Genomic DNA, 13,088 nt, shown 5'->3' with positions numbered 1-13,088 from the left:
GTTACAGATCCCGGAAAGAGCCCAGCAGAAAACCGCGTTCGGCGATCGCCGCTTTCAGCGTCGGCGCGGTCAACACATCCAGCTCGGCGAGGCGCGGATGGCAATATTGGCTCTGCAGGATCGTCGCGTCGAGAAAGGCCGGGTGGCACATCATTTCCAGTGACTCGGCGCCCTGCTCGTCGGCGCGCACCAACCTTTGCAGGAACAACGTTTCGGAAATCGTCTCACCGTAGAATCCCGCGTCGAAAGCGTCCGTGCTGTAGGGGGCATGCAGCGTGATGCCACGCCGTTTCGCCTCTTCGCGATCGATGCGCAGCGGCAGACCCTGCGCTTGCGCGAACGCCTCCACCAGCGGATAAATTTGCGGCTGCATATGCACATGGTGATGGCTGTCGATATGCGTCGGCGGGCGGCCGAACAGCGTCACAAACCGCGCGAACTGGCGCTGCAGCTCCTCGTGAATTTCGTCCAGCGACAGCTCGCCGGCCTCGGCGCGGCGCCACAGCCATTTGCCCAGTTCGCCATGTTCGTTGACCAACGAAGGCATGGCGCCCAGCGGCTTGCCATGGGTCAAAACGAAATGCAGCCCGATCGGCAATCCGGGATATTGCCGGCTGAGCGCTGCAGCATGCTCCGCGCCGCCGCCGTTCACCATCGCCGTGGTGGAGGAAACGACGCCATGCTGATACGCCTCGATAACGCCATAGTTCTGCCCTTTGCTCAGACCGAAATCGTCGGCATTCACGATCAGTAGTTTTTCCATTGTGGCTCCCGCGGGATGAATTTTTGGCAAGGGAGGGCCGACCGACCGGTGCGGCATTCCCCTTCGCTAAGATAAAAATCAAATGATTAACCGGCCGGCGCCCTGAAGCTCATCGGCATATCGGCGTTGATACTGATCGGGAGCGGCCCTAAAGAGGGCCGTAACACTTTTTTCGGTAGTTGCCTGGGGTCACGTCGGTGAGCCGCTTGAAGTTTTTAATGAACAGGCTGACGTCGCCATAGCCGGAATCAAAGGCGATATCGGAAACCGAATAGTTGGTGACCTCCAGCTGCGTCTTGGCGAAGTTGATGCGGATCTCATTGATCACCTGCATCGGCGTTTTATGGTAGTAACGCCGCATCGCCCGGGTCAGGTACTCCTGGGTTTTCCCCGACAGCGCCACCATGTTCGCCAACGCCTTTTCGCCGAACATCGCCTTGTCATGCATGCCGGCCAGAGTGTTCTTCAGCCACTGCGGGATATCATCGCCGCCGTCATTGTCTTCTTTATAATGTCGGATGCGGCTGATCACGTAGAAGGTCAATGTTTCGAGGAATTCGGCGAAGTCGTCCTCACGAAACTGCGGGGAACTCACCACCGATTCGATATAGGCCAAAAACTCGCTTCTCAGGCTGTAGGCCTGCGAGGCGACAAAACAACGCGGCAGCTGTTGCAAGTAATGCTCTTCAAAGAACGCTTTGCTGACCGCCACGTTGAAGATTTTCGTCGCGCCGAACTCGTAAAAGCTCTGGTGGTAAGAGCCGATGGGGATAAAGACGAAATCCCCGCGTTCCAGCAGCACCCGCTTGCCGTTGATCTCCTGATAGCATTTGCCGCTCAGCACGATGGTGAATTCGTAATAGTCGTGCTGATGCAGCCCGGTGGCGCTTTCCACCTTGTTATAGATAAACAGGTGAAAGTCTTTGCAGTTAAAGAAATCCTGCTCGCGAATCAGCTTCACGTCGTTCGCACTCAGCGAAATTGGGTTATCGGACACGGCGCCGGCCTCCCGTTAGTCAAATCCGTTGCGTCTGGCCGCCTCGGCAAACCAGTAACCGCTTTTTTAATGGTGCGCCGCTGATCCGCCCGATCCAGCCGCACCAGCCCATAACGATTCTTGTAGGCGTTCAGCCAGGACCAGCAGTCGATAAAGGTCCACAGATGATAGCCTTTGCACTGCGAGCCTTCCGCCAGCGCGCGGTGCAGCCACTTCAGGTGCTCGCGAATAAAGTCGATGCGGTAATCGTCCTCCACCCGTCCATCGGCGCCGATAAACGCCTCTTCGCCCTCGACGCCCATGCCATTTTCCGAAATATAACAGGGCAGATTGCCGTAGTTCTCTTTCAGATCCATCAGGATGTCGTACAGCCCCTTCTCGTAGATCTCCCAGCCGCGGTGCGGATTGATTTTGCGGCCCGGCATTGCATAGTAACTGAACAAATCCTCCGGCGATGCGATCGGCCCCTCGGCGCGCCGTCCCGCTTTCGCCTGCACCCTGCGCGGCTGGTAATAGTTGACGCCAAGGATATCCACCACGCCGCCTTCGATCAGCTGCGCGTCCTGCGGTTCGCAGTAGGGCATCAGCCCATGTCGCTCCAACAGGTGCAGCAATGCGGCCGGGTAACGCCCTTTGGCGACCGGATCGAGGAAACTGCGGTTGAGCAGCAGATCGGCGTCGTGTGCGGCCTGCCGATCCTCCGGCGCGTCGGAGCGCGGATAGGTCGGGCTCAGATTCAGAATGATGCCGATGCTCCCCGGCAGCCCCCGCGCTCTGAAACGCTGCACCGCCATGGCGTGCGCCAGTACGCTGTGATACGCCACGGTGACCGCCCGTTTGAAGTCCACCACGCAAGGGTAGTGCAGGTCATTCAGGTAACCGGCTTCCGCCGGCACGATCGGCTCGTTGAAGGTGAACCAGTGGGTGACCCGATCGCCAAACAGGCCGAAACAGGTATCGGCGTAACGCGCATAGGCTTCGACCACCGCCCGGCTTTCCCAACCGCCGCGCTGTTGCATGCACAGCGGCATATCGAAGTGATAGAGATTGATAAACGGGGTGATGCCCTGCGCCAGCAGCTCGTCGATCATCGCGTTATAGAACGCCACCGCCTGCGGGTTCACTTCACCGTCGCCGTCCGGGATCAGCCGCGACCACGAGATCGAGGTTCTGAAAGTATTATGGCCCAGCGTTTTGAGAAGCCCGATATCGGTGCGGAAATGGTCATAAAAGGTCGAGGCCTCGGCCGGCCCCACCCGATCGTGAAAGCGCTCGGGCGCGATCTCGTACCAATAGTCGAAGATGTTGCGGCTCTTGCCATCGCGCGCGGCCGCTCCTTCAGACTGCGGCGCGGAGGTGGCGCTGCCCCACCAGAACCCGTCGGCAAATTGATATTCCATATTCGCGTCCCTCGCGGGGCGACCGCGCCGCCCCGTTCCACAGTTAGAATTTCAGCGCCTTGGCGATGTCTTCTTCGCTTTCCGTCGCCGCGTCGATCTGGCTTTGCGCCTTGTTGGAAATCGCCACGAACGGCAGATAAATCACGGTGGCGACCGCCAGGTTGAACAAGCTCAGCAACAGGGCCATGATGCTGCCGTTGGTGTTGAAGAACGCTCCCAGGCCGACCGGCATGGTCCAGGGCGCGATGTTGGTGATCGGCGGGATCAGCCCGGAGTAGTAAGCCAGCGAGGTGATGAGGGTCAGCACCGGCTGCACCAGGATGAACGGAATAAACATCACCGGGTTCATGATCACCGGCAAACCGAACAGGATAGGTTCGTTAATCTGGAAAATGCCGGATGGCGTCGCCAGTTTGGCGACCTGGCGGTAATCTTCGCGGCGCGAGGCGATGAAGATGGCGATGATCAGGCCCAGCGTCGAACCGGTGCCACCGAGGTAAATATAAGAGTCGACGAACGGTTTCGCCCACATGTGGAACTCTTTGCCGGCGGCCACCGCCGCCTCGACCGAACCGTATTTATTGTACAGCTCCACGTTTTCCAGCGCGAACGGCGTCATGATGCCGCTGTCCAGCGCCGCCAGCGCCATGGAACCGTGTACCCCAAAGAACCACAGCAGCGAAGAGAAAAGCACGTATACCCAGCCCACCACGCTGCCCATCTTGGCCAGCGGTGCCGAAATGCCGTCCATGATGATCTGGTGGAAGTTGGTGCCCCAGTGCGCCAGCGCGAACGCCACCAGCCCCATGATGGAGAGGATGATGAAGCCGGGGATCAGCGCCGAGAAGGAGCGCGACACCGAAGCCGGCACGCTGTCCGGCAGGCTGATCACCCAGTTGCGCCGCACGATGAAGGCAAACATCTCAGCCACCGCCAGCCCGATCACCATACCGGAAATGATGTTGGCGCCGCCCAGCCAATTGGCGCCCACCGCATAGGCCTCGCCGACGTTGAACGGCGTGACGGTCATGAAGGCCGCCACCGCCAGCAGCGCCGAGGCCAGGGGATCGACCTTGCGCTCTTCGGCCAGCGCCATGCTGATAAAGAACGGCGTCATCAGGGACATGATCCCCAACGTACCGTTGTAAACGCTGCCGCCAATACTCTTCAGGCTATTGAGCGTCTCGATGGTGGATGCGTCCAATCGCACGCCCAGCGAATAGAAGAACGATCCCTCGCCAAAGCTCAGGAACACGTTGTTGATCAACACGAACATCGCCCCGGTCAAGGTCAGCGGCATCAGGCGGATAAAGCCGTTTTTGATGGCGTTGACGTGGGGCTGCTTACCGATTTTTACGGCGAAAGGCAGGATAACCTTCTCGAGCGAGGCAATGAGGGTATTCACGGCGGCCTCCTGTTATTGATTGGCTTTCTTGATGGCGGCCACCGCGGCCTTCAGCACGCCCAGCCCATCGACCTTGCCGTACAGCAGCGGATCGATGACTTCAACAGGTTTATTGGGCAACTGTTTCTGCACTTCCGGCAGGGTGTAGGCGATCTGCGGCCCCAGCAGGATCAGATCCGCTTCAACCCCCTTCTCCGCGGCCAGCGCTTCCGGATAGGCGGCGATGATCACCGGCACTTCATATTTTTCGGCCTGCGCCTTCATTTTTGATACCAACAGGGAAGTGGACATTCCGGCAGAACAAAACAGATAGATTTTTTTCTTTTCCATACCAAGCACCTCAGATAATCAAAAAAACCCGGTGTTATTTGTATGCCAGATGCAATCACGATTGCTTCACGCACATTCCTTATGAAAATTTCCGTCACGTTGCCCTGGTTACAGACAGTATACGGAGCATGAAAAAAGGATCGGTAAGCCAGAAGGAGACAGAACCGTCTCTCATTGACCTGATGGATTGACCCTCTTCACATTTCGCACAAAAAAATAGTGTGACCGGGCTCTCAAACAACCGATAAAAACTCAGAATATTCGTAATAAATAATCAAATAACAATTATAAACAGCAAGTTATGAACTCGCTGGGAATTTAAGGGTTTATTTGCGTCTGAACAAACGGCGAGGGAATAAAAATAGTTCAAGCTTGATTCGCCTGCGGCCATCCGAACGCGATGGCAGGTGAAGAGGATTACGTGGGCAGACGCAGCAACTCAATCACCGTGGCCAACGCCACGGAATGGTTTCTGCGGTTGGGGTAATAGAGGTAAAAACCGGGAAACGGCGCGCACCAATCGGCCAGCACCCGCCGCAGCCGCCCGCTCGCCAGATATTCTTCCACCTCCTGCTCGATGGCGAAAGCGATGCCGACGTTCGCCAGCGCCGCCTGCACCATCATCCTGCCGTCATCGAGTATCAACGGGCTGTTAACCGCCACGGAAAATCGCTGCTCCCCCTGCTGAAAGGCCCATTTGTAGCGCTCGCCTGAAGAAGCTTTGCGCCAACCGATGCAGCGATGCTGCAGTAAATCCTGCGGGTGCGTCGGTTCACCGTGCCGTTGAAAGTAATCCGGCGTGGCGACGATGGCAAAACGCAGATCCGGCGTCAGGCGCACCGCGCGCATATCGTTGTGCAGATCCTCGCCGAGCCGGATGCCGGCGTCAAAGCCCTGCTCGACGATGTTGGCGAACCCCTCGTCCGCCACCACTTCCAGCGTAATGCCGGGATATTCGCTGGCCAGCCGTCCCAGATGCGGCACGATGGCGAGATCGATCGCCGAACGCGGCGCGTTGATACGCACCAGGCCACGTGGCCCTTCGCGAAACGCATTCAGGCTCTCCAGCGCGGCGTCGATGTCGGTAAAAGCCGGCACCAGCTGCGCCAGCAGATGCTCTCCGGCCTCCGTCGGCGAGACGTTGCGGGTGGTGCGGTTCAGCAGGCGAATGCCCACCTGCGCTTCAAGTTCGCGCAGGGTGTGGGTCAGCGTCGGCGGCGTCACGCCCAATCGGGCGGCGGCGCGGCGGAAGCTGCGTTCACTGGCGATAGCCACGAAGGCTGCCAGGCCGGACAGTTCGGGTTTCTTCATGCTATTGATATAAATTATCTAATAGTGAGATGAATTTTTAGCGGATAGTTATCCGTCATCTAACAACATAGCATTGCGATCGAACCCATTACCAGGTATCGATGCGATGATTAATGCTACAGCTCCAACCCATGAAACGCCGCGCCGTCTGGCGGGCAAAGTCGTACTGGTGAGCGGCGGCGGCACCGGCATCGGCCGCGCCGCCGCGCTGGCCTATGCCCGCGAAGGCGCCAACGTGGCGCTGGCCGGCCGGCGCGCGGCGGAGATCGAAGCCACGGCGCGCGATATCGCGCTGGCTGGCGGCGATGCCCTGCCCATCGTGACCGACGTCTCCCAAGAAGACGATATCCGCCGGCTACTCGCCGCGGTGACCGCCCACTACGGCCGGCTCGACGTCGCTTTCAACAACGCCGGCATCATCGGCAACTTCGCCCCCATCACCGAACAGAGCAGCGAGGATTTTGACCGGGTGATTGCCATTAACCTCAGAGGCGTCTGGCTGGCGATGAAATACGAGATTGAAACCTTCCTGGCTCAGCGGTCGGGCGGCGTGATCATCAACACCTCCTCCTGGCTGACCCACGGCGCGCTGGCCGGCTCATCCAGCTACTCCGCCAGCAAAGGGGCGCTCGATGCGATGATCCGCGCGGTGGCGCTCGAATACAGCGGCCAGGGCATCCGCGTCAACAACATCAACCCCGGCATCATCGACACGCCGATGGCGCGCGGCAGCGTGGCCGACAGCGCGGCGTTCGCGCCCTTTATCGCCCATACGCCCGCCGGCCGCCTGGGCGAATCGGAAGACATCGGCGATGTGGCGCTGTGGTTGGCGACGGACGAGGCCCGCTTCATCACCGGCCAAAGCCTGCTGGTGGACGGCGGTTACACCATCGCCGGCATGCGCTGAGGAGACGATGCCATGAACTACGTTCGGCTTGGCGACAGCGGCCTGAAAGTGTCTCGTCTCTGCCTGGGCTGCATGACCTATGGCGATCCGGCCTGGCGCCCCTGGGTGCTGAAGGAAGATGAAGCGCGCCCCTTTATCCGCGAAGCGCTGGAAGCGGGCATCAATTTTTTCGATACCGCCAACATTTACTCCGGCGGAGAAAGCGAGCGCATTCTCGGCCGCGCCCTGAAGGCGTTCGCCCGCCGCGAAGACGTGGTGATCGCCACCAAGGCCTACTTTCCGATGGACGCGCAGCCGAACAGCCGAGGGCTGTCGCGCAAGCACCTGCTGCACAGCGTCGACGCCTCTTTGCAGCGGTTGGGGACGGATTACCTCGATCTGTTTGTGCTGCACCGCTTCGACACCGAAACGCCGATCGAAGAAACCGCCGACACCCTCGACGGCCTGGTGCGAGCGGGCAAGATCCGCTATCTCGGCGCCTCCTCGCTGCACGCCTGGCGCCTGATGAAAATGCTGGCCTTTCAACGTCAGCACCGCCTGGCGCCGTTTATTTCGCTGCAAAGCCAATACAACCTGGTGACGCGTGAAGATGAAGAGGAGCTGATCCCGCTGTGTCTGGAGGAGGGGCTCAGCCTGACGCCCTGGTCGCCACTGGCCCGCGGCGTGCTGGCCGGTTCCGGCAACGCCGGCACGCTGCGCGCCGCCACCGACGAACAGGCGCCCCGTTGGTACGGCGGCAGAAACGAAGTGGAACGCACCGTCGCGGCGGTAGCGGAGGTGGCGGCCGCGCGCGGCGTTCCACCGGCGCAGATCGCGCTGGCCTGGCTGCTGGCCAAACCCGGCATGGCGTCGCCGCTGGTGGGCATGTCCAAGCCGCACCATCTGCAGGATGCGCTGGCGGCGCTCAATCTCAGCTTATCGCCGCAAGACGTGGCCGCGCTGGAGGCGCCGATGGCGCACGCTGCCCGCCCCGATCGCTGGTAGCCCCTTTTCCGTCCTTCCAGGAGAGAAGACATGTCATATGCGCTTACCGCGCGAGCAGCGTTGTTCACCCTCGCCGCCGCGCTCCCCCTGACCACTCCGGCGCAGGCCGCCGCCAATACCCACTGCGCCGAAAGCAGCATGACGCTGCCGCCCGGCGCGCTTTATCCCAACGGCATCGCCCGCGCGGCGGACGGCACGCTGTATGTCGGCCTGATCACCAGCGGCAACGTGCTGCGCAAGCGGCCGGGTAAAGCGTGGGAAACCTTTTTCCCTGGCGCTGACACGGTGTTCGCCTCAAACGCGCTGCGGCTGGACGAACGGCGCGGGTTGCTATGGGGCAATTCGCCGGACTTCCTTTCCGGCGGCAAATCGTGCGCCAACCGCATCTATGCGCTGAACGTCGCCGATGGCACGCTCAACCGCAGCCTGGCGCTGCCGACGGGGGAAATGGGCAACGATATCGTGCTCGGCGCAGACGGTACGGTGTACATGACAGAAACCCGAGGCGGCGGCATCCTGCGCTTGCGGCCGGGCGAAGCGGCATTCAGTACGCTGTTTCAGGATGCGCGGTTGGCGGCTCCGAGCGGGCTGGGCGCCGCCGGGATCGTGCTGCTCGACGATCGGCTGATGGCTGTCGCCAATTTCGGCACCGGTAAGCTTTACACTCTCAGCTATCACGATCCAAAGCCGCAGCTGACGGAAATGCAGCTGCCGCGCCTGATTGAAAACCCGGACGGAATGGGATTGGCGCCAGACGGCGCATTGATCGTGCTGGAGAACGGGATCCAGAGCGGCCAAGGGCGGATCCTGCGGATCGCGTTGCCAAAAGCGACCGGCATGCATCGGATTGAGGTCTTGCGCGAAGGCATGGAGTCGCCGGTCAACCTGACTATCACCCCACAAGGCTGCGCCTTCGTCAGCGAGTCGCGCATCCGCCACCGCCTGCTGCCCGGCCATGAAACCGAAGTGCCCGACAGCTTCCGCATCTATCAACTGCCCTTGCCTCTCACCGCCGCGCAATAACCTCTACGCCGCCTCAGCGGGCGGCCACTCGCGTTGTATCGTTAACATCCAATAAATTGAAACTATTTACTTCGATGTCATTAATCATACTTATGATTAATCCTGACTTAACAACCTGATTTTAATTAAATTGTTCCGCCGCGTATCGCTGATTATACTTGCCTTATCTCCCGCCTCATTTACCGAGCGTAAGCATGAGCCGATACCATGTTTCCAGCAGCGAAGGCCAATATGAGAAAGAATCCGGCGAGCAAGTTCTAGCCAACAAGCTGGGTATTGCCGATAGCAATGAACTCGACGATGCCGAATTGGTATTGCTGGAACAGCTCTACCATTCCGTTTTCGAACAGCATTTTCCGTTAGGGAAAATCACAGTCGAGATGATCAAGGGCTGGCATCGCCGCTGGTTAGGCAATATCTATGCATGGGCTGGACAAGCAAGAACTGTCAATATCAGCAAAGGGGGCTTTATGTTTGCCCCTTCGACGCGATTGCCCAAACTACTGGACGATTTCGAGGTGGAATACCTGGCTCGTTACACACCTTGCTCAGCCATGAGCGAAGAACAGCTGATAGAAGCGATTGCAATAATCCATGTTGAACTGATACTCATACATCCCTTCAGAGAAGGGAATGGCCGTTTGTCACGGCTGTTGGCCGATGTGATGGCGGTTCAGGGCGGGCATAAACCGTTGGATTATCAAAGCTGGGAACAAAACAGAGCCCAATATATCTCAGCGATTCACTCAGGTATGAACATGAACTACGAACCGATGAAACACTGGGTCAGTCAAGCACTAAGAAGGTATTAGGCAAGGCGTAAATGAGCAAATTTTTTACGCGCTTCTTCTAAAGAAGCTTCAACTCTGGCTGAGGGTTGACCTGTTTCAACCGCCGTTGACGTCGCCACGGAACGCGCAATGTCCGTACGGGACGGCTTAGCATAACCCACCTGCACTTTTTTGCTGTTACTCATGACAACCTCTGTTCGCAAATTTGCTGAAGACATTATATCAAGGAATGTACAGGACTTCATTCCCTTGCCTCTCACTCCCGAGCAATAGCTTCACCACCACTCCGGGCGGCCACTTGCGTTGTTGCCCGCAGGCGAACAACAATCTCGCCGCGTTACAAACCCGCCTTGCGCAGCGCTTCCCATTTTTACCTGTGACAGCCGATTGCCCGCTGGGCTAGTATAAGCGTCTGTGCAAACCTCAGGTTTGAGCGCGCCGTTTGGCGTTTTGATGATTTGATTTGCGCCGCCCGCCAAGCGCTGAGTGGGGCGACGCCTGCTGAAACAATGTGATAGCGAATGACGACAATGAAAATCACAGTTCCCTTTACATTCAATGGATTGGAAAAATAATCGCATGAATAGCACCGATAAACTCGATTCGCACACGCCGATGATGCAGCAGTACCTGCGCCTCAAGGCCCAGCATCCTGAAATCCTGCTGTTCTACCGCATGGGCGACTTCTACGAGCTGTTTTACGACGACGCCAAGCGCGCTTCCCAACTGCTGGATATCTCGCTGACCAAACGCGGCGCCTCGGCGGGCGAGCCGATCCCGATGGCCGGCGTACCGCACCACGCGGTGGAGAACTACCTGGCCAAGCTGGTTCAACTCGGCGAATCCGTCGCCATCTGTGAACAGATCGGCGATCCGGCCACCAGTAAAGGGCCGGTCGAGCGCAAAGTGGTACGCATCGTCACCCCCGGCACCATCACCGACGAAGCGCTACTGCAAGAGCGCCAGGACAACCTGCTGGCGGCGATCTGGCAGGATGCGCGCGGCTTCGGTTACGCCACGCTGGACGTGAGCTCCGGCCGCTTCCGCGTCGCTGAACCGCAGGATCTAGAGACCATGGCCGCCGAGCTGCAGCGCACCAATCCGGCCGAGCTGCTCTACCCGGAAACCTTCGAACAAATGGCGCTGATCGAGCAGCGCCACGGCCTGCGCCGCCGTCCGCTGTGGGAATTCGAACTGGAGACCGCACGCCAACAACTCAACCTGCAGTTCGGCACCCGCGATTTGACCGGCTTCGGCGTCGAGCAGGCGCATCAGGCGCTGCGCGCCGCCGGCTGTCTGTTGCAGTACGTGAAAGATACCCAGCGCACTTCGCTGCCGCACATTCGCGGCATCACCATGGAGCGTCAGCAGGACGGCATCATCATGGACGCCGCCACCCGCCGCAACCTGGAGCTGACGCAGAGCCTGTCCGGCGGCAGCGACAACACGCTGGCGGCGATCCTCGATCGCACAGTCACGCCGATGGGCAGCCGCATGCTGAAACGCTGGCTGCACATGCCGACCCGAGACATCAAGGTGCTGACCGCCCGCCAGCAGGCGATCGGCGCATTGCAGGAACGGTTCGCCGATCTGCAGCCTTCGCTGCGCCAGGTGGGCGATCAGGAGCGAATTTTGGCGCGCCTGGCGCTGCGCACCGCGCGGCCACGCGATCTGGCCCGCATGCGTCATGCTTTCCAGCAACTGCCGGACATCCGCGCGGTGCTGCAAGATGTGGATACGCCGCATGTGCAGCAACTGCTATCTCAGGTAGGCCAGTTCGACGAGCTGCGCGAACTGCTGGAACGCGCGATCGTTGAATCGCCGCCGGTGCTGGTGCGCGATGGCGGCGTGATCGCCCCCGGTTACAACAGCGAGCTGGACGAGTGGCGCGCGCTGGCCGACGGCGCCAGCGACTACCTCGATCGGCTGGAGATCCGCGAACGTGAAAAGCTGGGGCTGGATACGCTCAAGGTCGGCTTCAACGGCGTACACGGCTACTATATTCAGGTGAGCCGCGGCCAGAGCCACCTGGTGCCGATCCACTATGTACGTCGCCAGACGCTGAAAAACGCCGAGCGCTACATCATCCCGGAATTGAAAGAGTACGAAGACAAGGTACTCACCTCCAAGGGCAAAGCGCTGGCGATCGAGAAAAGCCTGTACGACGAGCTGTTCGATCTGCTGCTGCCGCACCTGGCGGAACTGCAGCAAAACGCCGCCGCGCTGGCCGAGCTGGACGTGCTGGCCAACCTGGCCGAGCGCGCCGACACCCTGAACTACGCCTGCCCGGTCATGAGCGACCAGCCGGGGATCCGCATTACCGAAGGCCGCCACCCGGTGGTGGAACAGGTGCTGAGCGAACCGTTTATCTCCAACCCGCTCTCCCTGTCGCCACAGCGCCGCATGCTGATCATCACCGGCCCGAACATGGGCGGTAAAAGTACCTATATGCGGCAAACGGCGCTGATTGTGCTGATGGCGCACATCGGCAGCTACGTTCCGGCGGCCAAAGCCACCATCGGCCCGGTGGATCGCATCTTCACCCGCGTCGGCGCGGCGGACGATCTGGCTTCCGGCCGTTCCACCTTCATGGTGGAGATGACCGAAACCGCCAATATTCTTCACAACGCCACCGAGCACAGCCTGGTGTTGATGGATGAAATCGGCCGTGGCACCTCCACCTACGACGGCCTGTCGCTGGCCTGGGCCTGCGCCGAGAACCTGGCCAACCGCATCAAAGCGATGACGCTGTTCGCCACCCACTACTTCGAGCTGACGACGCTGCAGGAAAAAATGGAAGGCGTGGTCAATGTGCATCTGGACGCGCTTGAGCACGGCGACACCATCGCTTTTATGCACAGCGTGCAGGACGGTGCCGCCAGCAAAAGCTATGGCCTGGCGGTCGCCGCGCTAGCCGGCGTGCCGCGCGACGTCATCAAGCGCGCCCGCCAAAAGCTGCGCGAGCTGGAATCCATCTCCAGCCACACCGCGTCGGGCAGCGTTGATGCCACCCAGATGACGCTGTTGCAGGAAGAGACTTCGCCGGCAGTAGAAGCCCTGGAGGCGCTGGATCCGGATTCCCTGTCGCCGCGCCAGGCGCTGGAATGGATCTACCGGCTGAAAAATATGGTGTAGTCAGACGTCAAACGCGGGCATAAAAAAACGGTGAGCATCATG

Annotated in this window: 11 protein-coding genes and 1 pseudogene; 5 read left to right on the top strand and 7 right to left on the bottom strand. The window is 59.8% G+C overall.

Features of this window, described 5'->3' with window-relative positions:
* Position 1: 1 nt before the first annotated feature.
* The 6 genes and pseudogenes from chbG to ITX55_RS07945 form a co-directional block, all read right to left on the bottom strand.
* Positions 2-763, bottom strand: a complete 762-nt coding sequence (gene chbG / locus ITX55_RS07970; protein WP_042783711.1) for a chitin disaccharide deacetylase — start codon at positions 761-763, stop codon at positions 2-4.
* Positions 764-911: 148 nt separating this feature from the next.
* Positions 912-1,760, bottom strand: a complete 849-nt coding sequence (gene chbR / locus ITX55_RS07965; RefSeq protein WP_108680195.1) for a transcriptional regulator ChbR — start codon at positions 1,758-1,760, stop codon at positions 912-914.
* Between the two features lie 15 nt (positions 1,761-1,775).
* Positions 1,776-3,160: pseudogene (locus ITX55_RS07960) on the bottom strand (glycoside hydrolase family 1 protein).
* Positions 3,161-3,203: 43 nt separating this feature from the next.
* A complete protein-coding gene (gene chbC, locus ITX55_RS07955) occupies positions 3,204-4,565 on the bottom strand; it encodes a PTS N,N'-diacetylchitobiose transporter subunit IIC (protein WP_033641899.1) in 1,362 nt (453 codons plus the stop codon).
* A 12-nt stretch (positions 4,566-4,577) separates the two neighbouring features.
* Positions 4,578-4,895, bottom strand: coding sequence for a PTS sugar transporter subunit IIB (locus tag ITX55_RS07950; protein ID WP_004932561.1), 318 nt, complete (start codon positions 4,893-4,895; stop codon positions 4,578-4,580).
* 417 nt (positions 4,896-5,312) lie between these two features.
* Positions 5,313-6,206, bottom strand: coding sequence for a LysR family transcriptional regulator (locus ITX55_RS07945; RefSeq protein ID WP_042783708.1), 894 nt, complete (start codon positions 6,204-6,206; stop codon positions 5,313-5,315).
* A gap of 106 nt (positions 6,207-6,312) precedes the next feature.
* On the opposite strand from ITX55_RS07945, the gene ITX55_RS07940 reads away from it, so the two are divergent.
* The 4 genes from ITX55_RS07940 (at position 6,313) to ITX55_RS07925 (ending at position 9,932) form a co-directional block, all read left to right on the top strand.
* Positions 6,313-7,113, top strand: coding sequence for an SDR family NAD(P)-dependent oxidoreductase (locus tag ITX55_RS07940; RefSeq protein WP_049866646.1), 801 nt, complete (start codon positions 6,313-6,315; stop codon positions 7,111-7,113).
* A 12-nt stretch (positions 7,114-7,125) separates the two neighbouring features.
* The gene (locus ITX55_RS07935) at positions 7,126-8,097 is read left to right on the top strand and encodes an aldo/keto reductase (protein ID WP_108680193.1); all 972 of its coding nucleotides are present in this window, start codon (positions 7,126-7,128) and stop codon (positions 8,095-8,097) included.
* Between the two features lie 30 nt (positions 8,098-8,127).
* The gene (locus tag ITX55_RS07930) at positions 8,128-9,120 is read left to right on the top strand and encodes a hypothetical protein (protein ID WP_234415000.1); all 993 of its coding nucleotides are present in this window, start codon (positions 8,128-8,130) and stop codon (positions 9,118-9,120) included.
* Between the two features lie 194 nt (positions 9,121-9,314).
* The gene (locus tag ITX55_RS07925) at positions 9,315-9,932 is read left to right on the top strand and encodes a Fic family protein (RefSeq protein WP_089191196.1); all 618 of its coding nucleotides are present in this window, start codon (positions 9,315-9,317) and stop codon (positions 9,930-9,932) included.
* On the opposite strand, the gene ITX55_RS07920 is transcribed toward ITX55_RS07925, so the two are convergent.
* Positions 9,929-10,096, bottom strand: coding sequence for a hypothetical protein (locus ITX55_RS07920; protein WP_162882342.1), 168 nt, complete (start codon positions 10,094-10,096; stop codon positions 9,929-9,931). The genes ITX55_RS07925 and ITX55_RS07920 overlap by 4 nt on opposite strands.
* Positions 10,097-10,490: 394 nt before the next feature.
* On the opposite strand from ITX55_RS07920, the gene mutS reads away from it, so the two are divergent.
* Positions 10,491-13,046 (top strand): DNA mismatch repair protein MutS, encoded by a 2,556-nt coding sequence (mutS, locus tag ITX55_RS07915; RefSeq protein ID WP_108682250.1) that lies wholly within the window; start codon positions 10,491-10,493, stop codon positions 13,044-13,046.
* Positions 13,047-13,088 lie beyond the last annotated feature (42 nt).

The organism is Serratia sp. EWG9 (assembly GCF_019913725.1).
GTDB classification, from domain to species: Bacteria; Pseudomonadota; Gammaproteobacteria; order Enterobacterales; family Enterobacteriaceae; genus Serratia; species Serratia ureilytica.
Note: the sequence above shows the minus strand (reverse complement) of the source record. Positions and strands in the feature narration are given on the sequence as shown.

Coding starts and splice junctions, on each gene's coding strand:
- ITX55_RS07920 (WP_162882342.1), bottom strand. CDS start 10,096: ATGAGTAACAGCAAAAAAGTGCAGGTGGGTTATGCTAAGCCGTCCCGT.
- ITX55_RS07950 (WP_004932561.1), bottom strand. CDS start 4,895: ATGGAAAAGAAAAAAATCTATCTGTTTTGTTCTGCCGGAATGTCCACT.
- mutS (WP_108682250.1), top strand. CDS start 10,491: ATGAATAGCACCGATAAACTCGATTCGCACACGCCGATGATGCAGCAG.
- chbG (WP_042783711.1), bottom strand. CDS start 763: ATGGAAAAACTACTGATCGTGAATGCCGACGATTTCGGTCTGAGCAAA.
- ITX55_RS07945 (WP_042783708.1), bottom strand. CDS start 6,206: ATGAAGAAACCCGAACTGTCCGGCCTGGCAGCCTTCGTGGCTATCGCC.
- ITX55_RS07935 (WP_108680193.1), top strand. CDS start 7,126: ATGAACTACGTTCGGCTTGGCGACAGCGGCCTGAAAGTGTCTCGTCTC.
- ITX55_RS07925 (WP_089191196.1), top strand. CDS start 9,315: ATGAGCCGATACCATGTTTCCAGCAGCGAAGGCCAATATGAGAAAGAA.
- ITX55_RS07930 (WP_234415000.1), top strand. CDS start 8,128: ATGTCATATGCGCTTACCGCGCGAGCAGCGTTGTTCACCCTCGCCGCC.
- ITX55_RS07940 (WP_049866646.1), top strand. CDS start 6,313: ATGATTAATGCTACAGCTCCAACCCATGAAACGCCGCGCCGTCTGGCG.